The organism is Shewanella metallivivens (assembly GCF_028750675.1).
GTDB lineage: Bacteria > Pseudomonadota > Gammaproteobacteria > Enterobacterales > Shewanellaceae > Shewanella > Shewanella metallivivens.
In genome coordinates this window covers 177,058-202,448 of sequence record NZ_JAQQPZ010000005.1, presented here as the reverse complement: position 1 = coordinate 202,448, position 25,391 = coordinate 177,058, and the positions used below count along the sequence as shown (strand labels likewise).

22 protein-coding genes, 5 tRNA genes and 1 pseudogene are annotated in these 25,391 nt (G+C 42.0%); 20 read left to right on the top strand and 8 right to left on the bottom strand.

The features are described from left to right. Positions 1-22 precede the first annotated feature (22 nt). Positions 23-502 (top strand): phosphohistidine phosphatase SixA, encoded by a 480-nt coding sequence (gene sixA, locus PQR79_RS08995; protein ID WP_238107585.1) that lies wholly within the window; start codon positions 23-25, stop codon positions 500-502. A 76-nt stretch (positions 503-578) separates the two neighbouring features. On the opposite strand, the gene smrB is transcribed toward sixA, so the two are convergent. Continuing rightward, the gene (gene smrB / locus PQR79_RS08990) at positions 579-1,106 is read right to left on the bottom strand and encodes an endonuclease SmrB (protein ID WP_238107586.1); all 528 of its coding nucleotides are present in this window, start codon (positions 1,104-1,106) and stop codon (positions 579-581) included. 79 nt (positions 1,107-1,185) lie between these two features. Here smrB and prmB point away from each other — a divergent pair, with 79 nt between their 5' ends. The 8 genes from prmB (at position 1,186) to PQR79_RS08950 (ending at position 7,693) form a co-directional block, all read left to right on the top strand. Then, the gene (prmB, locus tag PQR79_RS08985; protein ID WP_238107587.1) at positions 1,186-2,130 is read left to right on the top strand and encodes a 50S ribosomal protein L3 N(5)-glutamine methyltransferase; all 945 of its coding nucleotides are present in this window, start codon (positions 1,186-1,188) and stop codon (positions 2,128-2,130) included. 54 nt (positions 2,131-2,184) lie between these two features. Beyond that, a complete protein-coding gene (aroC, locus tag PQR79_RS08980; protein WP_238107588.1) occupies positions 2,185-3,279 on the top strand; it encodes a chorismate synthase in 1,095 nt (364 codons plus the stop codon). Beyond that, positions 3,279-4,460, top strand: a complete 1,182-nt coding sequence (locus PQR79_RS08975; RefSeq protein ID WP_238107589.1) for an MFS transporter — start codon at positions 3,279-3,281, stop codon at positions 4,458-4,460. Before aroC ends, PQR79_RS08975 begins: the two co-directional genes overlap by 1 nt. 27 nt (positions 4,461-4,487) lie before the next feature. Continuing rightward, positions 4,488-5,624: an ATP-NAD kinase family protein gene (locus PQR79_RS08970; RefSeq protein ID WP_238107590.1), complete on the top strand. Its 1,137-nt coding sequence runs from the start codon at positions 4,488-4,490 to the stop codon at positions 5,622-5,624. 3 nt (positions 5,625-5,627) lie between these two features. Continuing rightward, complete coding sequence (locus PQR79_RS08965; RefSeq protein WP_188736524.1) at positions 5,628-5,906, top strand: YfcL family protein; 279 nt, start codon at positions 5,628-5,630, stop codon at positions 5,904-5,906. Between the two features lie 23 nt (positions 5,907-5,929). Further along, on the top strand, positions 5,930-6,469 hold the full coding sequence (locus PQR79_RS08960; protein WP_238107591.1) for an RNA methyltransferase: 540 nt from the start codon (positions 5,930-5,932) through the stop codon (positions 6,467-6,469). A 143-nt stretch (positions 6,470-6,612) separates the two neighbouring features. After that, on the top strand, positions 6,613-6,987 hold the full coding sequence (locus tag PQR79_RS08955; RefSeq protein ID WP_238107592.1) for a rhodanese-like domain-containing protein: 375 nt from the start codon (positions 6,613-6,615) through the stop codon (positions 6,985-6,987). A gap of 16 nt (positions 6,988-7,003) precedes the next feature. Further along, complete coding sequence (locus tag PQR79_RS08950; protein ID WP_238107593.1) at positions 7,004-7,693, top strand: alpha/beta fold hydrolase; 690 nt, start codon at positions 7,004-7,006, stop codon at positions 7,691-7,693. 1,027 nt (positions 7,694-8,720) lie between these two features. Here the strand turns inward: PQR79_RS08950 and PQR79_RS08945 are convergent. The 4 genes from PQR79_RS08945 to PQR79_RS08930 form a co-directional block, all read right to left on the bottom strand. Then, positions 8,721-8,796 (bottom strand) — tRNA-Met (locus PQR79_RS08945). A gap of 187 nt (positions 8,797-8,983) precedes the next feature. Continuing rightward, a tRNA-Met gene (locus PQR79_RS08940) sits at positions 8,984-9,059 on the bottom strand. Positions 9,060-9,147: 88 nt separating this feature from the next. Further along, positions 9,148-9,223: transfer RNA gene (locus tag PQR79_RS08935), tRNA-Met, on the bottom strand. A 45-nt stretch (positions 9,224-9,268) separates the two neighbouring features. Then, a tRNA-Met gene (locus PQR79_RS08930) sits at positions 9,269-9,344 on the bottom strand. A 292-nt stretch (positions 9,345-9,636) separates the two neighbouring features. Here PQR79_RS08930 and rlmKL point away from each other — a divergent pair. From rlmKL to rmf, 5 genes are all read left to right on the top strand, one after another. Next, positions 9,637-11,772, top strand: a complete 2,136-nt coding sequence (rlmKL, locus tag PQR79_RS08925) for a bifunctional 23S rRNA (guanine(2069)-N(7))-methyltransferase RlmK/23S rRNA (guanine(2445)-N(2))-methyltransferase RlmL (RefSeq protein ID WP_238106363.1) — start codon at positions 9,637-9,639, stop codon at positions 11,770-11,772. Next, the gene (locus PQR79_RS08920; protein WP_238106362.1) at positions 11,762-11,995 is read left to right on the top strand and encodes a glutaredoxin family protein; all 234 of its coding nucleotides are present in this window, start codon (positions 11,762-11,764) and stop codon (positions 11,993-11,995) included. The genes rlmKL and PQR79_RS08920 overlap by 11 nt, the downstream gene beginning before the upstream one ends. 1 nt (position 11,996) lies before the next feature. Continuing rightward, positions 11,997-13,913 carry an ABC transporter ATP-binding protein gene (locus PQR79_RS08915; protein WP_238106361.1) on the top strand — a complete coding sequence of 639 codons (1,917 nt, stop codon included), beginning with the start codon at positions 11,997-11,999 and terminating at the stop codon, positions 13,911-13,913. 25 nt (positions 13,914-13,938) lie between these two features. Continuing rightward, complete coding sequence (locus PQR79_RS08910) at positions 13,939-15,834, top strand: DUF3466 family protein (RefSeq protein WP_238106360.1); 1,896 nt, start codon at positions 13,939-13,941, stop codon at positions 15,832-15,834. Between the two features lie 225 nt (positions 15,835-16,059). Then, a complete protein-coding gene (gene rmf / locus PQR79_RS08905; protein WP_188739826.1) occupies positions 16,060-16,236 on the top strand; it encodes a ribosome modulation factor in 177 nt (58 codons plus the stop codon). Positions 16,237-16,319: 83 nt separating this feature from the next. Here rmf and fabA read toward each other — a convergent pair whose 3' ends face one another. Then, on the bottom strand, positions 16,320-16,835 hold the full coding sequence (gene fabA / locus PQR79_RS08900; RefSeq protein ID WP_188922522.1) for a bifunctional 3-hydroxydecanoyl-ACP dehydratase/trans-2-decenoyl-ACP isomerase: 516 nt from the start codon (positions 16,833-16,835) through the stop codon (positions 16,320-16,322). Positions 16,836-16,912: 77 nt separating this feature from the next. Continuing rightward, positions 16,913-18,652, bottom strand: coding sequence for a S16 family serine protease (locus PQR79_RS08895; protein ID WP_238106359.1), 1,740 nt, complete (start codon positions 18,650-18,652; stop codon positions 16,913-16,915). 259 nt (positions 18,653-18,911) lie between these two features. Here PQR79_RS08895 and PQR79_RS08890 point away from each other — a divergent pair. The 4 genes from PQR79_RS08890 (at position 18,912) to PQR79_RS08875 (ending at position 22,084) form a co-directional block, all read left to right on the top strand. Beyond that, positions 18,912-19,001 (top strand) — tRNA-Ser (locus PQR79_RS08890). A gap of 98 nt (positions 19,002-19,099) precedes the next feature. Further along, a complete protein-coding gene (locus PQR79_RS08885; RefSeq protein WP_238106358.1) occupies positions 19,100-20,500 on the top strand; it encodes a tyrosine-type recombinase/integrase in 1,401 nt (466 codons plus the stop codon). Positions 20,501-21,249: 749 nt separating this feature from the next. Then, positions 21,250-21,603, top strand: a complete 354-nt coding sequence (locus tag PQR79_RS08880; RefSeq protein ID WP_238106357.1) for a hypothetical protein — start codon at positions 21,250-21,252, stop codon at positions 21,601-21,603. A gap of 127 nt (positions 21,604-21,730) precedes the next feature. Beyond that, positions 21,731-22,084, top strand: coding sequence for a hypothetical protein (locus tag PQR79_RS08875; RefSeq protein WP_238106356.1), 354 nt, complete (start codon positions 21,731-21,733; stop codon positions 22,082-22,084). 85 nt (positions 22,085-22,169) lie between these two features. Here PQR79_RS08875 and PQR79_RS08870 read toward each other — a convergent pair. Next, a pseudogene (locus PQR79_RS08870) lies at positions 22,170-22,526 on the bottom strand (group II intron maturase-specific domain-containing protein); the annotation flags it as partial. Between the two features lie 85 nt (positions 22,527-22,611). Between PQR79_RS08870 and PQR79_RS08865 the strand changes: the two are divergent. Both PQR79_RS08865 and PQR79_RS08860 read left to right on the top strand, forming a co-directional pair. Beyond that, on the top strand, positions 22,612-23,589 hold the full coding sequence (locus PQR79_RS08865; protein WP_238106355.1) for a transposase: 978 nt from the start codon (positions 22,612-22,614) through the stop codon (positions 23,587-23,589). A 686-nt stretch (positions 23,590-24,275) separates the two neighbouring features. Further along, the gene (locus PQR79_RS08860) at positions 24,276-25,301 is read left to right on the top strand and encodes a YaaC family protein (RefSeq protein WP_238106403.1); all 1,026 of its coding nucleotides are present in this window, start codon (positions 24,276-24,278) and stop codon (positions 25,299-25,301) included. Positions 25,302-25,391: the final 90 nt, after the last annotated feature.

The following is a 25,391-nucleotide window of genomic DNA, read 5'->3' as shown; positions in this document are numbered from 1 at the left end:
ATAAGAATATCTAGAGAGAAGTATGCAGCTATTTTTGATGCGACATGGCGAAGCCGGCTTTGACGCGCCGTCTGACCGAGAGCGTAAACTAACCGAAACGGGTCGTATCCACAGTGGATACATGGCTAATTGGTTAGGTAAACAGATAAACCAACTCGATTTAGTCATTGTGAGTCCATATTTACGTGCGCAGCAAACGTGGCAAGAGGTCAGTAAGCACTTACCTGCTTCCCGAAAATTAGTTGTACTTGATGATGTTACTCCCTCAGGTGATGCAAAAAAAGCGGTTGACGTGGTGCTTGCATATGCTGAACAGTATAAAGCAGATAATGTACTCGTCATTGCACATATGCCTGTTTTAGGGTTTATGGTCAGTGAATTAGTGGCTGGTATTGAGCCGCCATTATTTGCGACATCAGCAGTGGCACACATTGATAAACACATGCATCAATGCAGTTTTGTTGCCATGACTGCGGCACATCAAGTGATGGCAGGCAATTGATGTTATGAGTTGTAAGGTAAGTCTTTACTTACCTTACAATAGGCACAGTTTGATATTTATATTGTCTTAACCACACTTAACGCCTATGTGGCTGCTCACCAATATCAATTAATACCAATAATGCAGCGTCGCCGCCCCATTCTTTAGGTGCTTGATGAAATGCTTTTACCTTAGGGTGTTGTGCCAGCCACAGGGGGAGTTGCTGTTTTAAGATACCCGTACCGTAACCGTGCATCACACAACAACAAATACTGCTTTGTTTTACACATGCTTGGATAAGCGCTGCCAATTCAAGCTTAGCTTCTGACTGCCTTAATCCGTGTAAGTCGAGTAATAAGTCAGGTGAATAATCACCTCGTCTTAAACGTTTTAGTTCAAGTTTATCTGCATTGTCATTTATCCAACGCATAGGACCATTAACCGGCAACAGCGGCTGATAAGTATCCGAAAAATAGCTATCAACATGAATTTGACGCTCTTTAAATTCGAATTGTTTTTTAGGTTTGACGGGCTGTTTAAAATGATGGGTATCTTGCTTGAGTGGTTTGATACCGTCTATTAGTTGACTAAACAGCAACTTGTCTGAGTTATTTTCGTCTTTCATGGCGGTATTGTATTGAATTCTAGGTCATCTTAATAGACATCAGTTACAATAGCGCAGAACAATTTTTTAGGAGTGTGTTTTGGATAAGATCTTTGTAGATGAAGCGGTCACTGAGTTACGTACTATAGGTGATATGTTGCGTTGGGCGGTTAGCCGTTTTAATGATGCCAATATTTATTATGGTCACGGTACTGATAATGCTTGGGACGAAGCCATTGCATTGGTTTTTCATGCTTTACACTTACCCGAAGAAATCGGTCAGCAAGTTATCTTAAGTAATTTGACCAGCAGCGAAAAACATAAAATTGTTGAGTTAATTATTCGACGCGTACGTGAACGTTTACCTGTACCGTATTTAACCAACAAAGCGCGTTTTGCCGGGCTTGAGTTTTACGTTGATGAGCGTGTGTTAGTGCCGCGCTCACCGATTGCTGAAATGATTAATAACCATTTTAGTCCATGGTTATACAACAAACCTGTACACCGTATTATGGATTTATGTACGGGCAGTGCGTGTATTGCTATTGCCTGTGCTCATGCATTTGAAGATGCAGAAGTGGATGCGCTTGATATCAGTGAAGATGCACTAGAAGTTGCGCAAATTAATATCGAATCACTTGATGTAATGGATCGTGTTTTCCCTATCCAGTCTGATTTATTCTCGGCGATCCCTAAAGGGCCGCATTACGATTTAATCGTTTCAAACCCGCCGTATGTGGATGCAGAAGACATTGGTGACATGCCAGATGAGTATCACCACGAGCCAGCCATTGGCTTAGCATCGGGCCGCGATGGTTTAGATTTAACCAAACGCATTTTAGCCAATGCCGCTGATTACTTAACCGAAAACGGAGTGTTAGTCGTTGAGGTGGGTAATTCAATGGTGCATTTAATGGAGCAATTCCCTGATGTACCGTTTACCTGGGTAGATTTTGAATTTGGCGGTGACGGTGTGTTTGTATTAACCCGTGATCAGCTAGTTGAAAATGAATCACTTTTCTCTGTATACAAAGATGCTGAATAATAGCGTAAGGTATTTTGCAGTAGATAGCATATAACATAGAGGTAGTTAACGCGCATGTCGGGAAACAGTATTGGTCAAAACTTTGTAGTCACCACCTTTGGTGAGAGCCATGGTGTTGCTTTGGGTTGTATTATTGATGGTTGCCCACCGGGGCTCGAATTAACCGTTGAAGATATGCAACATGATTTAGACAGACGACGTCCAGGTACCTCGCGTTATACTACTGCACGGCGTGAAGCCGATGAAGTGAAAATTTTATCAGGTGTGTTTGAAGGTAAAACCACAGGCACTTCTATTGGTTTGTTGATTGAAAATACCGACCAACGTAGCCAAGATTATTCCGACATTAAAGACACCTTTCGTCCAGGCCATGCTGATTACACTTATCAGCAAAAATATGGCATGCGCGATTACCGTGGTGGTGGTCGTTCATCTGCGCGCGAAACCGCAATGCGTGTGGCGGCGGGCGCCGTGGCTAAAAAATACCTTAAGCAAGTGCATGGTATTGACATTCATGGCTACCTTGCTCAGCTAGGGCCTATTACTGCTGACACTGTTGATTTAACTCAAATCGAACAAAATGCGTTTTTTTTCCCTGATGCGACTAAGTTAGACGCATTAGATGAATACATGCGCGATTTACGTAAATCGGGTGACTCAATTGGCGCCAAAATTACCGTGGCAGCTACTGGCGTACCAGTGGGTTTAGGTGAGCCAGTATTTGATCGTTTAGATGCTGATATTGCTCATGCGCTTATGGGCATTAATGCCGTTAAAGGTGTTGAGATAGGTGATGGCTTTGGTGTGGTGACTCAAAAAGGCTCTGAAGGTCGCGACTTAATGTCACCAGAGGGGTTTGCCTCTAATCATGCTGGTGGTGTATTAGGCGGTATTTCATCAGGCCAGCCTGTTGTGGCTCATATTGCATTAAAGCCAACATCCAGTATCAGTGTACCGGGTCAAAGCATGACAGTGCAGGGTGATACGGTTGATATGATCACCAAGGGTCGACACGATCCTTGTGTCGGTATTCGTGCCGTGCCTATTGCTGAAGCCATGTTAGCAATTGTATTAATGGATCATCTATTAAGACACCGCGCACAAAACCAAGATGTTGTTCGTCAAACTCCTGTGATTGGTATGCGTTAATGCCCTCAAGTCATCGCGCTGAACCAGATTTACGCTGGCTCGGCGCTTGTTATTTCTTTTTCTTTTCTATTCTCGGCATTATGGTCCCCTATTTAGGGGTCTTTTTTGATAGTCGAGGCTTCAATGCGCAAGAGATTGGATTTTTACTGGCCATTTTAATGGCCACGCGCATTGTTGCACCCAATATTTGGGCGGCCGTGGCCGACCGAACAGGGATGCGTGCCGAACTGATCAAGCTAGGCTCGTTCGCTGCCGCAATGACGTACATCAGTTTTTTCTTCGACGGCAGCTTTTTATACCTTGCGATTAGTTTGGCCATCTACACCTTTTTTTGGAACTCAATTCTGGCGCAATTAGAAGTGATTACCTTAGAAACCTTAGGTGAAAAAGCTGAGCTTTATGGTGCTATCCGCAGTTGGGGCAGTGTTGGCTATATTGTGTTGGTGATAAGTGGTGGTTTAGCCATTGATTATTGGGGCCCTGAAGTGCTGCCATATATGGGCATGATATTGTTTCTTGGCTTATTTGCCTGTTCATTACCGTTACCGGCTAACCGCAGTGTGGTGGTTAATCGTGCAGACAGGCCTAAATTAACGTTCGACGCATCGCTTATTTGGTTTATGTTATCGGCGATGTTGCTGCAGATGAGTGTCGGGCCTTTTTATGGTTTCTTCGTACTCTACTTAAAGCAGTTTGGTTATTCTGAAACCGTTGCCGGTATACTGGTTGCCCTTGGCGTATTTGCCGAAATTATTATTTTCTTTTATTCATCTCGGTTGATCCGCCGGTATGGTATTCGCGTGTTGCTGGTGGTGAGTATGTTACTGACAGCTGTTCGCTGGCTGTTGTTGGCTTTTGGCGTTGAGTCTCTTTTGTTGTTGATTCTCAGCCAAATCCTTCATGCATTTACCTTTGGCTTAGTGCACGCCGCGTCGATTCATTTTATTCATCGGCATTTTAATGTTAGCCATCGCAGTACAGGGCAGGCGTTGTATGCCAGCGTGAGTTTTGGTGTGGGTGGTGCTCTTGGTACATGGATAAGCGGCATGATTTGGGGCGATGGCAGCCAAACCATGTGGGTATGGGTCTTTGCTGCTAGCTGCGCGTTTTTATCGATGATTGCGGTAATGCTTATCCCCAATATTAATGGTGAAACCACCGCTAATGCAGTACAAGAGTAACATCTAGAAAAGTCGTAAGGAGTTATTGTGAAACGTTTTCGCTTAGGGATAATCATCAACCCATTGGCTGGATTAGGCGGTAGTGTTGGGTTAAAAGGTTCTGATGGCGTGGCATTAGAAGCCATTGCCAAAGGTGCAACCCCTAAAGCTCAGATGCGCATGCAACAGGCCTTAGCGGTGATATTACCTTTTGCTGACAATCTCGACATCATTACAGCATCGGGCGACATGGGGGCAAACTTGTGTCGACAAATGGGCTTTACTACCACTGAAGTTTATTGCAGCGATAGCACCACCTCCTCGGATGATACCCAACACGCTGCGTCTTGCTTACTTGACCAACAAGTAGACTTACTGCTGTTTGCCGGCGGAGATGGCACTGCTCGTGATATTTATGCTGTGGTTGACGATAGATTGCCCGTATTAGGTGTGCCAGCTGGGGTTAAAATTCACTCTGGTGTTTACGGCATTACGCCACATGCTGCTGGTCTGGTGGTGAGTATGTTACTGCAAGGTGAGCTTGTCAGTTTAATGTCGGCCGATGTGATGGACATTGATGAAGTGGCGTTTAGGCAAGGCAGCGTTAGAGCAAAACGGTTTGGTGAAATGCTCGTTCCTGCAGAGCCAAGGTATGTTCAAGCCGTTAAAATGGGCGGCAAAGAAGTGGATGAATTGGTGTTAGCCGACATCGCGGCTGATGTGATTGAATCGATGGAAGATGAGTTATTCATTATGGGCTCAGGCAGTACCGTTGCCGCCGTGATGGAAGATTTGGGGGTAGACAATACCTTACTCGGTGTTGATGTGATTCAAGACAAAATGTTAATTGCGCAAGATGTCAGTGCCAATCAATTACTCGAATTGACCAACAATATACCCGCTGACCAGGTCAAGCTAGTGATTACTCTCATCGGTGGGCAAGGGCACATATTGGGGCGGGGCAATCAACAATTGTCGCCCGAGCTGATAAAACGCATCCCAAAAGACAATATTTTACTCTTAGCCACAAAAACTAAGCTTAAAGCACTTGAAGGCAGGCCATTAATTGTGGATAGTGGCGACCCTGAATTAGACAAAGCACTCACTGGCTATTACAAAATAGTCACTGGCTACCATGATTACGTGATGTATCAAGTAGCCAACCCAGATTTGGTGGAGAACTAAACCATGTTAGAACAGTACGATGCAGCATTAGAGTCTTGGATTGAAGAAAGCGTAAATAACAGTGATGATGATGCATTGTTTGCTTGTGGTTACTTACAAGGTCATGTTGCTGTTGTGTTAGCCGAACTAGAAGTTGAAGCTGAGCAAGATTTAGCGGCACTCGATAAAAAACTACTAAGCTGCTTAGCCTTAGCTGATAAAGAATTAAATGCACAAGACTACGCTCTTGTTGAAGCTGCCTGGCAGCAGCTGCGTCAACGTATCGTTGCTCAAGCCGCTTAATTGCGAAGCAGATAAAGAGTGTTATGGAAAATTTGTCTTCGCAAGTCACAATTGGTTTAGTTAACCCTAAAACACCGGTAAACGTTGGCGGCATTATGCGCGCAGCAGGCTGCTATCGTGTTGATGGCGTTTTTTATACCGGAAAACGTTACGAATTAGCGGCTAAGTCCGGTGATGCGCAATATGATATCGATACTAAAGACGCCGCCAAACGCATTCCGTTAGTCGGTGTGGAGTCCTTACTTGAAAGCGTGCCTCAAGGTGCAACAATCGTATGTGTTGACTTGGTGGTTGGCGCGACACCTTTGCCATTATTTACTCATCCCGACAATGCATTTTATATCTTCGGCCCAGAAGATGGCACGATCCCGCAGCAATTAATTGATGCCGCGACGGACGTTGTTTATGTGCCGACAGTAGGCTGCATGAACCTTGCCGCATCGGTGAATGTACTGCTTTATGATCGCCTTGCTAAAATGACCCAAGTGAAAGCGGATGATGAGTTAATTAAGCAAAGCCGTGACAATAATAATCGAACTAAAGTGAAGCACTGGTTGAAGTAAGTGCGATTAAAATCATATTTATTTAAAAATGCCGGATGAGAAATCATCCGGCATTTTTTCAACTCAATTTTATTATTAGATTGAATAAAAGCCTTAACTTAATATAGTTTACGCTAATGTCTTGTTATTTTAAGGAACTGCCAATGTCATTTCTCAGCCGGCTATCCCAATGGCTACCATTTGGTGACGTGCCAGAAATGGACGTCAATATTGTTTTCAAACACCTCGAAAATAATAAGATTCAAATGGTAGATGTGCGCTCCGCGTTGGAATGGGACAAGTCACACATTAAAGGGGCGATTAACCTTCCTATTACTCATTTTTCTGCTGATTTGGTTAAACAACTACAGCTTAATACCGACCATCTCACCATCGTCATTTGTCTCTCTGCCCACCGAAGTATTCCAGCCGTTAGAAAACTACAGCAGTTTGGATTTAAAGAGGTTTATCAACTGAAAGGTGGCATGTTGAGCTGGTGGAAAGCCAAACTGCCGACATTATCAACCCAAGAAAAATAGAAAAAGGTTCATCAATATGACGTTACTTTTTTTACATGGTTCGGGTTGTACCCATGTTGTTTGGCACTACCAGCAACAGTTTTTTGAAAATAGTATCGCTATTGATTACCCCGGTCATCCAGATGGGCAAACACTTAACAATGTGGATGAGTTAACGCAATGGCTGGCAGACCACATTACGCAACACCAGTTGGTCGATGTGGTGTTAGTTGGGCACTCTCTTGGTAGCGCCGTAGCAATGCAACTCGTTATCTCATCAAAGATAAACGTAACGGCATTAGTGCTCATTGGCGCGGGGGCTCGGCTCAAAGTCATGCCTCAACTATTACAGTCACTGTCTGAGCTTGTTGAGTCCGCACAGCCATTTCCAGAGTATTTACTGGCTGCAAATCAAAATATTTCCGAGCCTCTACAATCACAAATCAACACTTCAATTATCAATAATGGTGTTAGCGTCATGCTGAATGATTTCAAGATGTGCGATAAATTTGATGTTATAGAGCAACTGCCGCAAATTGATGTACCGACGTTAGTTATTGTGGGTGATAAAGATCAAATGACACCGATAAAATATGCTACATATTTACAGCAGCACATCCCCAACGCGCAAATTGACATAGTAGAGAAGGGCAGTCATATGGTATTTGCTGAACACCCCGATAAGGTAAATCAATGTATCGAAACCTTTCTTAACACACTCAAGTAAGCATGCTCTGACATAATTTGAGTTTATTTTGCTGCTGAGCTTATTTGTGATGATAAAAATGGGTTGCGGGCCAGGACTTGATAAAAATGAAAAGCGACGACCTTCAGCTTTGGCTTATAAAAAAGAGCTGTTTATAAAATACAGCGGGTTATGAAAAGCTGAGCCCGACGAGCTACCAATTGCTTTGGTATTAATCTGATAATATTGGAGTTTTATATTTGATTTGTATGTTGACGTTTTACATGTAGAAAATGGTTGCGGGACCAGGACTTGAACCTACGACCTTCGACGATTGTTTATGAAGAGCTGAGCCCGACGAGCTACCAATTGCTTTGGTATTAATCTGATAATATTGGAGTTTTATATTTGATTTGTATGTTGACGTTTTACATGTAGAAAATGGTTGCGGGACCAGGACTTGAACCTACGACCTTCGACGATTGTTTATGAAGAGCTGAGCCCGACGAGCTACCAATTGCTTTGGTATTAATCTGATAATATTGGAGTTTTATATTTGATTTGTATGCGGACGTTTTACATGAAGAAAATGGTTGCGGGAGCAGGACTTGAACCTACGACCTTCGACGATTGTTTATGAAGAGCTGAGCCCGACGAGCTACCAACTGCTTTGGTATTAATCTGATAATATTGGAGTTTTTATAATTATTTTGAATTGAATATAGGGAGTTAAGTCTAAGGCATTTTCAAAATGGTTGCGGGAGCAGGACTTGATAAAAAGCTACGACCTTCACTTTGGTTTATAGAAAAGAGATGTTTATGAAGAGCTTAGCCCGACGAGCTACCAACTGCTTTGGTATTAATCTGATAATATTGGAGTTTTATATTTGATTTGTATGTTGACGTTTTACATGTAGAAAATGGTTGCGGGAGCAGGACTTGAACCTACGACCTTCGACGATTGTTTATGAAGAGCTTAGCCCGACGAGCTACCAACTGCTTTGGTATTAATCTGATAATATTGGAGTTTTATATTTGATTTGTATGTTGACGTTTTACATGTAGAAAATGGTTGCGGGAGCAGGACTTGAACCTACGACCTTCGGGTTATGAGCCCGACGAGCTACCAACTGCTCCATCCCGCGACTGATTTTGATTACGTTTATTTGAATTTTCTTAAAGTTTAAGAAAATGGTTGCGGGAGCAGGACTTGATAAAAAGCGACGACCTTCGACTCTTGTTTATAAAAAGCTGAGCCCGACGAGCTATCAATTGTGTCATCTCGCGTCCGATAAACGCTGTCGATTATTTTAATTCTATTGACTAAAGAAATGGTTGCGGGAGCAGGACTTGAACCTACGACCTTCGGGTTATGAGCCCGACGAGCTACCAACTGCTCCATCCCGCGTCCGATAAACGCTATCAATTGTTTTAATTCTATTGACGAAGAATGTCTTCTAAATACGTTTATCTTTTACTCTTTACAAACAATAAAGTGGTTGCGGGAGCAGGACTTGAACCTACGACCTTCGGGTTATGAGCCCGACGAGCTACCAACTGCTCCATCCCGCGTCCGATAAACGCTATCAATTATTTTAATTCTATTGACTAAAGAATTGGTTGCGGGAGCAGGACTTGAACCTACGACCTTCGGGTTATGAGCCCGACGAGCTACCAACTGCTCCATCCCGCGTCCGATAAACGCTGCTTCGTTGAATTTAAGCGACATGCCAGTTGGCGTGTTTACTTGTCTGCTTCAAAGCGGGGCGAACTATAGCGATCCCACTTTAAGTTTGCAAGCAAAATCTAATCAAATCCATTTGTTTGCTGGTTAATTAATCGCTCATTGGTCTAAATTGTGGATATTGATTATTTAACTGGCAAATTGCGGAATTTGTAGTCTCATTTCGATAAGTCGTTGGGGATATGTGTTTGAACAGGTATAATGCTGCACTGAATTTTGTGTAACGATGACTGACTAATACATGTTTAATTTTTTTGCTGCAGCCCCTAAGGGTTTTGAATATAGCCTAGCCTCTGAATTGAAAGATTTTGGCGCTACCGATGTTAAAGAAAGCGTTGCCGGTGTGTACTTTTCTGCACCGCTTGAACTGGCCTATCGGATCACCCTCTGGACTCGCTTAGCGAGCCGTATCGTATTAGTTATTTATAAAGGTGCTTGTGAATCTGCTGAGCAACTTTATAACGCAGCTTATTGTATTGATTGGCCTTCGCACTTTTCAAATAAAAAAACTTTCAGTATCGATTTCCACGGTACCGGTGGATTTATCAATAACACACAGTTTGGTGCACTTAAAATAAAAGATGCGGTTGTCGACCGTTTTCGTGATGACGGTTCAAGTCGCCCTGATGTTGAACGTGTTAACCCTGACTTTAAAATTGATGCCCATTTTCGTAACGGGCAATTAACTATCTCGATGAACTTTTCTGGCGCGTCTTTACATCAACGTGGCTATCGCTCAACAACTGGCGAAGCACCGTTAAAAGAAAACCTGGCTGCGAATATGCTCGTGCGCAGTGGTTGGCAAGCCAATCAAACCTCTATTTTGGACCCATTTTGTGGCAGTGGCACGGTATTGATTGAAGCAGCATTAATGGCTGCTGATATAGCCCCAGGCTTAAAGCGTGAAAAGTTTGGTTTTGAAAACTGGCAAAGTCACAACAAAGCGATGTGGCAAAGTGTATTAGATGAAGCTCAAGCCCGAGCCTCGTTAGGAAAGACACGTTGTAATATTAAATTTTACGGTTCAGATATCGAAGCACACCTCGTGTCGATTGCAAAGCGCAACGCTGAAAATGCAGGCGTGGCTGACCTGATTGAGTTTACCGTTTCTGATGCATTAGATGTTTCACCGCCTGCCAGCGAAGGCTTTTTAATTTCAAACCCGCCATACGGTGAACGTCTAGGTAATGTCACTGAGCTTTTACAGCTTTATTACCAATTAGGTGACAAGTTTAAAAAAGAGTTTGGCGGTTGGAAAATTGCCATGCTGTGCAGCGACATTGAACTATTATCGTCGCTAAAACTTAAAGCTGACAAACAAATGAAAATGTTCAACGGTGCACTAGAGTGTGCTTTTAACATTTACACTTTACATGCTAAAAGCACTCGTCGCGAAGCTGTTGTGCTCCCTGACGGTGTTGATCTTGCCGACATTGCTCCTGCTTTTGCAAACCGCATTAAAAAGAATGTTAAGCAGCTTGAAAAATGGGCTAAAAAAGAGCGCATCGACAGCTATCGTTTATATGATGCCGACTTGCCAGAATATAACGTCGCTATTGATAAATACGTTGATTACGTGGTCATTCAAGAATATTCAGCGCCAGCTACTATCCCTGAGGCGGTTACCAAGCGCCGGATTAGCGATGTGTTATTGGCATTGCCAAGTGCATTAGGTATCCACCCTGATCGCGTGACGCTAAAAACCCGCGAACGCCAAAAAGGGACAAGTCAGTATCAGAAATTAGATGAGCGTAAAGTTGAAGTGATCACCGAAGAATACGGTGCCAAATTTAAGCTGAACTTAACGGGTTATTTAGACACCGGACTGTTTTTAGACCACCGCGTTACGCGAAAGCTAGTGGGCGACAAATCTAAAGGCAAACGCGTACTTAACTTATTTGCATATACAGGTTCAGCGTCTGTACATGCAGCAATAGGTGGTGCAAAATCGGTTACCACTATCGACATGTCAAACACTTACATTAACTGGGCTAAAGAAAACTTTGCCTTGAACGGTTTGTCTGGCGCTAAGTATGAGTTTGTCCAGGCAGATTGCTTACAGTGGATAAAAGACAACAGTCAGCAACAATTTGATTTGATTTTTATCGATCCGCCGACATTCTCAAACTCGAAACGTATGGAAGACAGTTGGGATGTACAGCGTGACCACGCCGAAATGTTGTCTGGGTTAATTAAGCTGCTTGCACCAAACGGTGAGTTAGTTTTTTCGAATAACAAGCGTAAGTTCAAAATGGATATCGACGCGCTTAATCAAGCAGGAATTGATGTCATCAATATCGATCATTTGTGTTTGCCACTTGATTACAAGCGCAACCCGCATATTCATAATGTGTGGTTATTGACCCATGCTAAATAATATTGTGCCTTATATTTTGTATCACACAGAGGGATGCCATCTGTGTGAAATAGCCCAATCACTTATCGAACAAACTGATATTCAGTATCACCACGTCGACATCTGTGATGACGCCGCTTTAGCCGAGCGTTATGGCATTAGCATTCCTGTGTTAGTGCAAGATGACCGTGAATTATTTTGGCCATTTGACGCCACACAATTACAAGAGTTTATAGGAGTTTAGATTGAGTCTGGTTCGGATAAATAATGGCTCATTAGCCTACGGTTACACTCCTTTATTGCACAATGCAGATTTTACAATTGAACCCGGCGAGCGCGTTTGTATTGTTGGCCGCAATGGTGCGGGTAAATCTAGCCTAATGAAAGTGTTATCAGGTGATGTATTACTCGATGATGGCGAATTCAACATTGCCAATGATGTCAATGTTAGCCGTTTACAACAAGATCCACCAAAAGCAGAAACAGGCTCGGTATATTCTTATATTTCTGCAGGTTTAAAAGAAATTGGTGAAGCATTAGAGCAATACCATCAGTTATCGCACGACGTTGCCGAAGCTAGCCCTGATGACATGGAGCGTATGCTTAATCAAATGCAGCGTATTCAAGAAGTGTTAGATCACAACAATGGCTGGCAATTAGATTCGCGTATTATCCAAAACTGTCAATTATTGGGTCTAGATCCTGATAAACCATTAAATGAATTATCAGGTGGCTGGCAACGTAAAGTGGCTTTAGCCCGTGCTTTAGTAGTTGAGCCTGATTTATTACTGCTTGACGAACCCACCAACCATTTAGACATCGATACCATTGAATGGTTAGAGCAATTTTTATTGGGCTTTAAAGGCGCCATTGTATTCGTGAGTCACGACCGTGGCTTTATTCAACGTATGGCAACCCGAATCGTCGACTTAGACCGTGGTGTTGTCACCTCTTGGCCAGGTAGCTATCAAGCATACTTAGATGGTAAGCAAGAGTGGTTACGTGTCGAAGCAGAAAAAAATGCCCATTTTGATAAAAAATTAGCAGAAGAAGAAACCTGGATCCGCCAAGGTGTTAAAGCACGACGGACCCGAAATGAAGGTCGCGTTAGAGCATTAAAAGCCCTACGTGTAGAGCGAAGTGAGCGACTCAATCGTCAAGGCAATGCCAAAATGGCTGTGTCTGATACTGAGCGTTCAGGTAAGTTGGTCTTTGATGTTAAAAACGTGAATTACAACCTGCCAGACAAAGACTTAGTTAAAAACTTCAGCACGACGGTCATGCGTGGCGATCGTATTGCATTAATTGGTCCTAATGGCTGTGGTAAGTCAACTTTAATTAAATTATTGATTGAAAAACTACAACCTCAATCGGGTGAAATTAAAGTCGGTACAAAATTAGAAGTCGCTTACTTTGACCAGTATCGCGAAGCGCTGGATCCTGAAAAAACCGTTGAAGAAAACGTTGGCGAAGGCAAAAGCACTGTGACGATTAATGGTCAAGACCGTCATATTTTAAGCTACTTACAAGACTTCTTGTTTTCGCCTATGCGTGCCCGCACACCGGTTAAAGCGCTTTCTGGTGGAGAAAAGAACCGATTATTGCTCGCAAGGTTGTTATTGCGCCCTGCAAACTTGATTATTCTCGACGAACCCACAAACGACCTTGATATTGAGACGTTAGAGTTGTTAGAGTCTCTGCTCACTGATTTTGAAGGTACACTGTTGATAGTTAGCCACGATAGAGCATTTATTGATAATACCGTCACCAGTAGCTGGTGGTTTGCTGGTAATGGTCATTGGTCTGAGTACGTGGGTGGTTATCAAGATGCGATTTCTCAGGGAGCTAAATTTTATTCTGAGGAACCTGTTGTAACTAATGTTGTCCAACCGAAACCAGTAGTAGAAACAAAGCCTGTAAAAGCACCTGAAAAGGCGGCCAAAAAACTCTCTTATAAATTACAAAAAGAGTTAGAAGCACTTCCAAGCCAAATGGAAAAGCTTGAACAAGAGATAGAAACATTACAGCAAACGGTAAGTCGTGCTGATTTTTATAATCAACCTACTGATGTGGTTAATAAAACTCTGCAAACATTGGCAGAGAAAGAACAGAATTTAGAGCTGTGCTTCCAACGCTGGGAAGAACTTGAGTCAATGAAGTAAAGCATAATAAAACAGGAATGGTTACATGAAGTTAAAGTTTGATAAAGCCTTATCATTAGTCGCAATTGGCGTATTAAGTGTTATTGGTTCGGCTCAAGCCGCGTCTGTGTATGAAATTGTTAACATTGAAGATTATGATTTAAATGGTACCTTAGATGGCACTCGAAATGGCTATGCAATGGCCATCAACGACGAAGATGAACTCGTTGGTATTTCTAAAGGTAAAAAGAAGCTAACGACAGACGATGTCGATGACTCAGTGATTGATATTGAAGACGGTATTTCAGAAGCCGAAACCATTACTTACTCTGTTTATTCAGAAATTGAAGCCAACAACTTTACTTTTATCGCGAGTGAAAACGCTTCAGTTGGTTCTTGGGTGCCTGAGTTCTTTAGTATGGCTGATACATTCGACCCTGCTAATGAAGATTATGATGAAGACGATGAATTAATTGTAAACGATGTCGATACCTACTTTTACGGTATTAACAACAATGGTGTCAAAGTCGGTGCCTATACTGGTGAGCAATTAACATTAGACTATGAAGGCACCAGTACTACTCAAGAATATTTCTATTACCGTGAGTTTGAACTGCGTGGTATAGCGGTAAAAAATGGTGTTGAATATCCATTAATGCCATCATTTACCACCTATGAACGTGATCAAACTTCCGACGTTGATGCCGCCACGGTTGAAGTGGGTGGCTGGTCGCTTGCTTCAAGAGTCAATAGTGATAACTTAGTTGTAGGTTATGGTAGTACCGCGCTGTCATCAGCAAGTGAAGATCGTATTGATGACTGTATTGAAGACGCTGAAGATACAGATGCTGATAATCCAATCCCTACCGATATTTGTGTGCAAATTCTGCAATACCCTGATGACGATACTGGCACTCGCTATATTCAATATCAAACTCGTGGTTTTGTGTGGGATCTTGATAATTTAGATGAAGATGGCTTGCCTGAACGTACTGAATTAGAGCTGGGCTTAACCCCAGATGAAGATTCGACGCTTATTTATACTGCGCAAGGTTTAGGGATTAACTCCAACGGTGATGTCGCCGGGCGTTCGCATGTATATCGTAATGGTGATGAAGATGATTTATATTTTGATGCCGCGTACTGGACGAGAGATGAAAATGGCGATTACGAATACAACTGGGTAGAAATGGAAGATGAAGTCTACTATTCAATTGCCTATGACATTAACGATTCAGGCATTTTAGTCGGTAGTTACACTAAGTATATCGATGGATATCTCCGTAGTAAGTTCTTTACCTTTGACACCAATAATCCAGAAGAAGGTATCACTACACCTAACGATTTCCAAACATCGTTATCAGATTTAAGCAGTAAAGGTAAAGATATCAACAACCAAGGGCAAGTCGTTGGCTACATTGAGTCGACATACGACAAAGATACCCCACGTCCTAAAGTTGGTTTTTTATACGACATGAACACTGAAGAGTTTGTTGATTTGAATGATCAATTAACTTGTGAATCAAAAGGATTTCTACGTAACACCGATGGCGATTGGGAACGTAATACTGTCAGCGTACAAGATGGTACCGGTGAAGTCTTAACCTACGAAAGTGACATCTCTGTTGTAGAAGCAAACAGCATCAATGAAGATGGCACCATTGTGGGTACCGCGTTTATCCGTAAACCAGAATATCAATACGACACCAATGGTGATTTGATTGTTGGCGAAAATGGCTTAGCGCTGTTTGAGTTAGATGGTAATGGCGACCCAGTAACTTCTTATTTACCTCGCATGGTTGTGCTAAAACCAACAGGTGGTGAAGCGTGTTCATCAACCGATGCTGAAGAAGATGATGCATACGAACGTCAAGGTGCTGCGAGCTTTGGTTGGTTATTTGCTCTGCCGTTATTGTGGTTACGTCGTCGAGTTAAAAAGTAACAACTATTAACATGAATTCTTAGGCTGAAAAGTATTGGCTTAAGGGCTTAAAAAAAATCGAGGATATCCTCGATTTTTTTTAATTTATTTCTCAATACCTTAATAAAAAATCCATAAAATGGTCATTTTTTTGATTGATCTTGGCTAAAAAAACGTCTATTTCTATATGCAAGGCTTCAGCTTCAACTCGTCAAACAGGAGCCTGTAATGGAAGAGGACGCATGCATGAAAAGACAGAAAAGAGATCGTTTAGACAGAGCTTTTTCAAAAGGATTTCAGGCAGGAATCGGAGGGCGTTCGAAGGAAGTTTGCCCTCACTCAAATTTGGACTCACGGTCTCAATGGCTTGGTGGATGGCGCGAAGGAGTTGATGGTCGCTTAAGTGGATTGTTTAACAAATAACAGTCAATAAAAATGCCCTCAAGATGTTTATCCGAGGGCATTATTGTATTAAGGACTAACCCCTAACGCTTTAAATATATCGATTAGAACGTAGATGTATCGCTAAAAATACCGACTTTCAAATCGGTAGCAGAATAAATCTGACGACCATCAACTTCCATCGTGGCATCTGCAATACCCATCACCAATTTACGATGGATCTTACGTTTAATGTTTAACTTATAAGTTACCTTTTTAGCGTCTGGTAACACCTGACCGGTAAACTTCACTTCGCCTACACCTAGCGCACGGCCTTTACCCTCTGCGCCTTCCCAGCCTAAATAAAATCCGACTAATTGCCACATAGCATCTAAACCTAAACAGCCAGGCATGACAGGGTCTGTTTTGAAGTGGCAATCAAAAAACCATAAATCAGGAGTAATATCGAGTTCGGCAACAATTTCACCTTTACCAAATTCACCGCCATCTTCATTAATAGTTATAATGCGGTCAATCATCAACATGTTATCGACAGGCAAACGCGGTCTATTAGGGCCTAAAAGATTTCCGTTTCCACAGGCGACAAGTTGTTCTTTAGTAAAACTGTTAGCTTTTTCCATTTAATCCTATACCACTCTAATTAACTATATAATGCCAACAAGATAGCGAACACGTGTAAGCTAAACAACTCCGATCACTAAATAATACGCAACTTAGCTAACAATTTAGCAAAAAAGCTCAGCTCAATATCTTCATCATCTTGTCCCGCGAGTTTATCTAATCGTTGTTGTACTAAACCATAAAGGGTTTCTGGGGCAAAGTCATTGTCTTCATTGGCAACGCCCGCCGGCATTTGCATTAAAATTTCAACGGCTTCATCCATATGTTCAATCGCATGGATATGAAACCCCCCTTTATCAACCGCTTCAATTACTGCGGGTTCTAAATTAAGCTGCAGTACATTGGCTTTAGGAATAATCACCCCTTGCTCACCCGTCAGTCCACGACGTTGGCACAGATTATAAAAGCCTTCAATTTTTTCATTCACGCCACCAATGGCCTGTACATTGCCAAATTGGTCTAATGCGCCCGTTACCGCTAAGCTTTGCACAATCGGTTGTTCGGCAATGGCTGACATTAAACAGCAATATTCCGCTAATGACGCGCTGTCACCATCAATTTCTTGATACGACTGTTCAAACACAATATTGGCATTAAGGTGAAGCGGCGCATCACGGCCAAAGATACGATATAAACACGCTGATAAAATCATCATGCCTTTAGTATGAATATTACCACCCAATTCGGATTTACGTTCAATGTCGGCTACTTCGCCGTCACCATAGTGAACAGAAGTAGTGATACGAGCCGGTTCACCGTAAGTGTAATCACCTGTATCAATGACCGTTAGCCCATTAATTTGGCCAACCATAGCACCCTTAGTTGGCAGATTTATGAAATTGTCATCAAAACTCTGTGCTGAATACATTTCAGAACTATTATGACGAAACTTAAGTTTTTCGAGTGCTTTAGCTATTGCTGTCCCATTCAATAACGACTTACCAGCATAAGCTTTGGCTTGGGCTAACAGTTGCTTAATTTCAAGCATACTCAAACTGAGTCGTTGCTGGTGTTCAACAAGCCTAGAGCTATACCAAAATAAAGGCAGCAAACTCGATGTCTCTAACTCAACGGCTTCGTCTTTTGCTAATACATTAAGCCATTGAACGTAAGCAGACTCAGGATGTTGGATTAGATCAACTTCGTTGCTCATTTCTCCAAGTAACGGGAAATGACGGCTAAACTTGCTATCTTCAAGACGCAACTGGCTGTACGACAGCCCAGATCCCACTAGGATTATTTTACAATTAACTGGAATGGGAGCGAGTTCACTATTAATACGGTAATGACCATCGTGAAGGGTTTGCATCAACAAATCCCAGAGGTTCTCACGTTGCCAAATAGACTCTACACAAATAAACACCATATGATTTGACGCTAATGCCCCAGGTTTATAAACACTGGCTTTATCAGTTTTTATCATTCGGCCTAATAAATCAGCACGACGAATGGTGCCCTGTAAATAACAAGACAATGATTCCTGCTTAGCGATAATCCCCACATTTTGTGGCGGCAACGCCGACTGCCATTTAAATTGGATCTCATTATCATCAGTTAATTTTTTTGCTGCCACTAAATAATTATTTGAAGGAGTATCAGCTTGTGATGCTAATGCCTTTATAAAAAGCGGTCTATCGACACCGCTGAAGTCACCAAGGAACAAATGTTGTGACTCAGTCTTTGTCATTAGTTTAAATGCATCAACAGCGCGTTCTTGGCCGAGCAACAAATGACTCAAAAAATAAGTCGATGTTGAGGTTTCGGGTAAATGATATTGAGGGGCAAGTTTGGCACTAGGCAGTAACGTTGGATTCATATAGTGATAATTTGGCCATGACAACAAAAAATAATCATCCGATATTAGCATAAAGCGTGGTAAAAGCCTCAGTACATTTACGGGGGGAGATAATTATGTATGCCTTGAATTTGTTGATGTTTGAATCTCCTAAAGTCGCTTATTGGTGAGCCGCATACTTAAAATTAAAATGGGGGTGATTAAATGCTATACATTTAGTCGTATTTTTTGAATTTATGGTTTACAAGTAAACGAGTTACTTATATTATTCACGCCGTTCGGAGGGATGGCAGAGTGGTCGAATGCACCGGTCTTGAAAACCGGCAACGGTTTATCCCGTTCTAGGGTTCAAATCCCTATCCCTCCGCCACATTCTAAAGTGAAAAAGCCATTGATAATCAATGGCTTTTTTGCTTTCTAGCATTTTAAAAATCATATTCTCAGGCCAAAAACGGATGACTGAGACATATGTACTTATTTCGCGCCACAAATTGTACCTATTACACCCGCATGGTGTTGCCTGCTTATCTGCGTGATAAAGGCTTCTCTGCCGACATCAAAGTATCACTGCTTACCAAACAACGCTCTATCGCTATTGGCCGAAACCTAGTGATAGCGGGTATCTTACGACCATTAATCAGCAACTTAACCCCACAATCACAGCCTGATGAGTTTAAAACTCAGGTTAATGCGTTGATTAATGATGCCCGAGCAAGCTTTATTGGGGTAACAGATACACTTGATGATAACGCCAAGCCAGTGCGGGAAGTCACGCAATTGATACCCACTCGACCAACACAATTAGCACATAATACTGCGACATATGACAATTATCCCTATAACGATAATCGGGTATCGTTAAATAAAATAAAGAATAAAAGCAGTTTATATTCAATGGTTAATGTAAGTTTATTTGACGCATTATCTAAATTTATTATCTCCAAACAAAAGCAGTCTGTCTCAGCCTTAACGGTCAAACAGCTTAATCAACGTATAGGTCACTTTATTGAACGTACTCATTTAGATGATGTCAGCGCGATAACCAGTGCTGAAGCAATGGAATACAAAGACTGTTTACTTGAAGAGGGCAGAAGCCACAAAAGTAACAAAGACTACCTGGCGGCGGTGTCGCAGTTCTTCAAATGGTGCAAACTGATGCGCTACACCAGCGCTAACCCGTTTGATGAAGTGAAACTGTCAAAGCCAGGTAACCAGGCTGGGCATGATTTAGCGCGTCAGCGCTGGCAACCAGAGCAACTAAAACACGTACTGCAATCACAAGACTTTATTGATAAACACCCTGACTTTAAATGGATAACACTATTGATGCTGTATCACGGTTTACGACCTTCTGAAGCCTGTCAGCTACACAGTAATGATATAACCACCATCGATGGCACCACCGTCATCCACGTCACCAATGAGGGCATGAGCCAACAACTTAAGACAGCACAGTCAAAACGAACCGTTCCGCTACATCAAAAGCTCATTGAGTTTGGTTTTATTGATTTCGTTCAAACCATTACTGACCGAACATCAAAAACCAGTCAATTAACAAGCAGCCCGTTATTTCATTACCAACCTAGTAGTGATGGTGTTTGGTCACACAAGTTCTGTCGTGAGTTTGGCAAATTACTCGACCAACTTCACTTTATTGCAGGTAAACGACCTACAGCCTATTCATTCCGTCACACCTTTATTGATGAGCTTAAACAACTGCAAATAGAAGAATCGATGGTGGCACAGATTGTTGGACACGTTTATCACAACATCACCTATGGACGATACGGTAAGCAATATGATGTGAAAACACTAAAACCAGTGGTGGATAAAGTCAGTTACACATTGAATTTATTTCTACCAGTATAAAAAGTGGGATTATATGAGAGGATTTTTGCTGAAAAGATCAACCGTAGAGGGTTAATCAGACAACAGTCAGTAAATCCTGAGTGACTTTATACGCCAAAATTTGCTCTCACAGAACCAATAATCAGCCTGAGAAATGATGAAACCTACCAGCGGCATCATTTCTCAGCAGCACTTATCAAATCCTACGGGAGTAAATCGATAATAAATCTTGTTGAGAAATCGAATTTTCACCTTTTTTCGCGTTAATTTCGCGTAACTTTTCACGTAAAGACTGCAATTTAAACCACTTCGCACTCAGTGAGTGCGAAGCAAAAGCAGCCCACAATTATGTGGGACTACAACGTAACCCGGTACGCTCCTATCCCACTTTTGTTCCAAAAGGTCGGATAGGAGCTACGGGCAAGGGGATACCCCTTTGAACCCCGAAAAGCGTAAAAGCTAAAAGCTTAAAGCTTAAAAGAAGTTTTACCATCCAAGAGCCAAAGGCCAAAATCGATGTAACACCGTTCATTCGTTGTATCGTGCGAAAATTATAGAATCGTAATCATCTAATGTTTTTTACTTTAAATGATTACTCATTGAGTAGGTTATCTACTTTACACGCAAGCACTGTTTGTTTTTGTCTGCTTGATACAATTAATTACTTTACTTCAATGAGTTAGTAAATGTAGGATGTTATTAATCAATAAGTTAAGGGATTGACTTTACTGCGCCCCCCCTTCAATAAGCTCTTATATGCAAAGGAAGTTATGCGCAAAAATCTGACAAAATCTATAATTATAGGGTCTATCCTTGGCTTGACGATTGGACTATCTCAGATCGATTCATCTGCCATTGGAATTTTTGTATCGATATTTACCTGCATCATTTTAGGTCTTGTCACGGTAATCGTCATTGACGAACGGCCTCACCTATACACCATACCTGCAATATTAGCGTCCGGTATATTCCTTTTCTCGTTCTATGGTATAGAGCATGGGGCTATTTATACCGCAGGTGTAGCTGGTGTTTATGGAATATTTTCTGTGCAATTGTTTAAAGCTAGTTTTATTGCGATCGACAACCTAAAATTCTTGATAGAGAAGTTATTAAAAAAGAAGTAGTTTGCATATAACAAACTGTTCAAAGTGGACAAAATTCAGTTGGCTGGTTTCGCTCCGCTTCACATTATAGCCAACAAAATTTTGCCCATTAACAGGGCGTTAAATATTGCGAGGGATACGATAACCAATGAGTTTGAATCTCTACTTCAAAACCGACGAATTCAAATCCAGCAAAGAGCTGGCTGCATACTTTTTTAACGAATTGCGCAAAGAGGGATTGTCCGTAAAAGAGCCAAGAGATGAGGATTACATGTATACCATCCAGTCCTCCTTGGATGGCGAGAATATAAATATCTACATGGGTAAAAACGACGAAGAGTCTAGTCCGACGTTGTGGCAAGTTTGGCCAGAGCAAAGTGTTTCGTTGCTAAACCGTATTTTTGGTAAAACCAACAAAGAACCCGAAGAAAAAGTAAAATTGGTACTACAAAAAATAGTAAGTCAAATTAATGGTGTAAGTGGCACTGAGTGGGGGATTTAATCGGGTAGCCGGAGGTATCTAGCCTCCAGCCCCCACACCACCCTGCATGCGGCTCCGCACAGGGCGGTTCATTTAGAACCCCTAACTAAACTTTCTGGTTAGGATAATGAACTGCGATCCATCCATCTCTTAGTGAATATAATCCTGCTTTCTTCAGATACTCATTACTCAGTGCTTGCTGTATTCCTGGTGTCTTCGAGCTACGCCAAGGGCCTTTACTTGTGATACCACAAGCAACAGCAGCTTGGATCCTGACGCCACGTTTTAGTAAGTTTTGTACCTTAGTCCGTGGTTTTCGCCACTGACGCCAGTAGCACATACGTACACGACGTCGGATCCAGTGATCTAAATCGACACATCCTTGATAAGCGTTAGCGATGCCAAAGTAGTTGATCCAGCCTTGCATGTATTGACGCACTTTAAACAGCTGATATTCCATACTAAAATAACATGGCCACCCACCCCAATTGGCTAAATATTGAGCGCTCAACTATGCTTTATTTACCCTTTCCAAACGGTAATTAAAGATGGCCAAACCAAGACAAACAATCGTTAGTTTAGAAGATACGCCTTACTACCACTGTTGTTCTCGTGTGGTGCGTAAGGCATTCTTGTGCGGAATTGATAATTCAACAGGTGAGAACTTTGAGCATCGACGCGAGTGGGTCGATTCACGCATTCTTGAGTTAGCGACCATCTTTGCTATTGATATCTGTGCCTATGCCGTGATGAGTAACCACTTGCATGTGGTGTTAAAAGTCGATGCTGACAAAGCGAAGCAGTGGTCAGATAAAGAAGTGCTCATTCAATGGCATAAGGGCTTTAAAGGTACGTTACTCACGCACAAATACCTTAAAGAGGAAGACCTTAACCAGTTTGAACTTCAAACGGTTAATGAATGCATTACCGAATACCGTAAACGCTTAATTGATATCAGTTGGTTTATGCGCTCACTCAGTGAGCCCATCGCCAGAATGGCCAATAAAGAAGATAAGTGCACAGGCCGATTCTGGGAAGGACGTTTTAAGTCTCAAGCATTGCTAGATGAAGCGGCAGTATTAGCCTGTATGGCCTATGTGGATTTAAACCCAATCAGAGCCAAGATGGCCGCAACCCCGGAAACCTCAGATTATACCAGTATTCAACGACGTATCAATTCAGCGATGAAAGGCGAGCAACCAGCTGAGCTATTACCGTTTGTGGGAAATGAAAGGCTCAATATGCCTAACGGGCTCATGTTCAGCGTGAAAGACTACATTGTATTGGTTGAAGATACCGGTCGGATTATTCGAGATGATAAGCGTGGCGCCATTAGCTCAAGCAGTCAGGACATACTGAATAGGTTAAACATCCCCGCAGAGAATTGGCTTAAAATCACTACAGAGTTTGGTGCATTATTTAAAGGTGCTGTCGGTGCCTTACCTGCCTTAACCGAATATTGTGAGCATTTAGAGCGAAAACGACGACAAGGCGCGGCAAATTGTCAGCGTTGGCTGTGCGCGTAAGTCATCATCCCAAATAAAATTACAATTCTTCTTATGCTTGATAGCTATCAAKKTTYTCTGYTGTGCTRAATTTCTTAGATGACACATAAATCACTTATTTAACGATAATATTTTAGTCATATCGATAAAAATTGATGAGTTGAGCACATCAATCATAACCCTCGCCAAAGCCATGAAAACGAGTTATGTTATTTGTTCAAGAAATGGGTGGCATTTTTGTTCGTTGCATTTTTGTTCGTTAGCTATATCGATAAAATTGATGAGTTGAGCACATCAATCATAACCCTCGCCAAAGCCATGAAAACGAGTTATGTTATTTGTTCAAGAAATGGGTGGCATTTTTGTTCGATGGTTCTAGAAATGGGTGGCATTTTTGTTCGATGGTTCTAGAAATGGGTGGCATTTTTGTTCCTTTAGGTGGCATTTTTGTTCCTCTAGAAATGGGTGGCATTTTTGTTCCTTTATCTGATTTTATTTGCTTTAATTTTTATTGCCGTCAAGGCATATCTTACTTTACGCGTAACCTCGGTTTGTTTTTGTCTGCTTGATACAATTAATTGCTTTACATCAATAAGATAGCAAATGTAGGATGTTATTAATCAATAACTTAAACGGCCGTCATTGAATGATGCGCCGTTCAATAAGCTGTTAGAAGCTACAGCGAGCAAGAGTTCTCAAGGACATAAATGCCAAATCATACGTTAAGAATTGCAGGGAAAGCGGTAAATTTACACGGTGCATTGGTTGATCCGAACTTTAGAGCATCACGAGTACTTTGTGCTGATCCGTGGGATTTCGTATCACTTTGGCTGAAAAGAGAACACAAAGATGATGCACTGTTTTATTGGGAACAAGCCTATCATTTTTACAACGCTACAATCTCTCTGCCTGACTTATCATCTCCACTGACGTCATATTATTGCTTCCTAAATGCAACGAAAGCTTTGCTTACGGCGAATGGGCAAACATTTAGGGAGAATCATGGAGTTGGTGGTCGAAGCAAGGGGGCTAAAAAGGCTCTTGATAATGAGATTGTAGACTTTCAAGGCGGCGGGATACTTCCCGCGCTATGCAAATTCTTAGGTGAACCCGATAACGCTGGTAAAGAATTTACCCTCAAGGATATTTTTTGGCAAATACCCTTTATCCATCGGGCATATTGTCTAACTTATAAGGGTTCTACAGAGCTATTTATGCCACTCATAAAGACTGGCTTTATGCGAAGGGATGGATCTAAAGAAGCATGGTTTCAGGCGAACGTGGACAAGCGCTACGTTAACGCACACACTAAAAGTAACATTCAGCCTGGGTTTGAGCTTTTTGAAGTGGGTGGGGCTTACGAAATAAGAAGGAAGCGTCGATTTAAATGGTCAGGTCGTAATATCGAAGACAGCCTTAGTAATTTTGAAACTTATCACAAGCAGATAAGACGCAGAATTGTTCCCATATATGCATCCGAGAATAGATGGTATCTTAAAAAGTCCGTCACGGGGCATGATAAGCTTACGAATTCACAGCTAGTGTTAATTTTTGCTGCAATGCACCGGCTCAGTGAACTGAGCCGTTATGATCCAATCCTTTTTAGTGGCCATTTCAAGGTTAACCATAACTGGCTCTTATCTGAGTTCATTAAGAGTTCCCCCAATCAATTTGTTTACGGTATGGCCTCAGAAATAACGGGGCTTGAGTTTATAAAACCAGATGCATTCTAAGGCTTCTAACAAACCGCAGCAATCGCTCCCGTTGGTCGCTGGGACAGCCAAAACGCTACGTTTATTTGTCTGCCCCTGTGCGGGGCGTTG

Excerpts from the sequence above, each read along its gene's own strand:
- sixA (WP_238107585.1), top strand. The coding sequence starts at position 23 with ATGCAGCTATTTTTGATGCGACATGGCGAAGCCGGCTTTGACGCGCCG.
- smrB (WP_238107586.1), bottom strand. The coding sequence starts at position 1,106 with ATGAAAGACGAAAATAACTCAGACAAGTTGCTGTTTAGTCAACTAATA.
- aroC (WP_238107588.1), top strand. The coding sequence starts at position 2,185 with ATGTCGGGAAACAGTATTGGTCAAAACTTTGTAGTCACCACCTTTGGT.
- PQR79_RS08975 (WP_238107589.1), top strand. The coding sequence starts at position 3,279 with ATGCCCTCAAGTCATCGCGCTGAACCAGATTTACGCTGGCTCGGCGCT.
- PQR79_RS08965 (WP_188736524.1), top strand. The coding sequence starts at position 5,628 with ATGTTAGAACAGTACGATGCAGCATTAGAGTCTTGGATTGAAGAAAGC.
- PQR79_RS08960 (WP_238107591.1), top strand. The coding sequence starts at position 5,930 with ATGGAAAATTTGTCTTCGCAAGTCACAATTGGTTTAGTTAACCCTAAA.
- PQR79_RS08955 (WP_238107592.1), top strand. The coding sequence starts at position 6,613 with ATGTCATTTCTCAGCCGGCTATCCCAATGGCTACCATTTGGTGACGTG.
- PQR79_RS08950 (WP_238107593.1), top strand. The coding sequence starts at position 7,004 with ATGACGTTACTTTTTTTACATGGTTCGGGTTGTACCCATGTTGTTTGG.
- rlmKL (WP_238106363.1), top strand. The coding sequence starts at position 9,637 with ATGTTTAATTTTTTTGCTGCAGCCCCTAAGGGTTTTGAATATAGCCTA.
- PQR79_RS08920 (WP_238106362.1), top strand. The coding sequence starts at position 11,762 with ATGCTAAATAATATTGTGCCTTATATTTTGTATCACACAGAGGGATGC.
- PQR79_RS08910 (WP_238106360.1), top strand. The coding sequence starts at position 13,939 with ATGAAGTTAAAGTTTGATAAAGCCTTATCATTAGTCGCAATTGGCGTA.
- rmf (WP_188739826.1), top strand. The coding sequence starts at position 16,060 with ATGAAAAGACAGAAAAGAGATCGTTTAGACAGAGCTTTTTCAAAAGGA.
- fabA (WP_188922522.1), bottom strand. The coding sequence starts at position 16,835 with ATGGAAAAAGCTAACAGTTTTACTAAAGAACAACTTGTCGCCTGTGGA.
- PQR79_RS08895 (WP_238106359.1), bottom strand. The coding sequence starts at position 18,652 with ATGAATCCAACGTTACTGCCTAGTGCCAAACTTGCCCCTCAATATCAT.
- PQR79_RS08885 (WP_238106358.1), top strand. The coding sequence starts at position 19,100 with ATGTACTTATTTCGCGCCACAAATTGTACCTATTACACCCGCATGGTG.
- PQR79_RS08880 (WP_238106357.1), top strand. The coding sequence starts at position 21,250 with ATGCGCAAAAATCTGACAAAATCTATAATTATAGGGTCTATCCTTGGC.
- PQR79_RS08875 (WP_238106356.1), top strand. The coding sequence starts at position 21,731 with ATGAGTTTGAATCTCTACTTCAAAACCGACGAATTCAAATCCAGCAAA.
- PQR79_RS08865 (WP_238106355.1), top strand. The coding sequence starts at position 22,612 with ATGGCCAAACCAAGACAAACAATCGTTAGTTTAGAAGATACGCCTTAC.
- PQR79_RS08860 (WP_238106403.1), top strand. The coding sequence starts at position 24,276 with ATGCCAAATCATACGTTAAGAATTGCAGGGAAAGCGGTAAATTTACAC.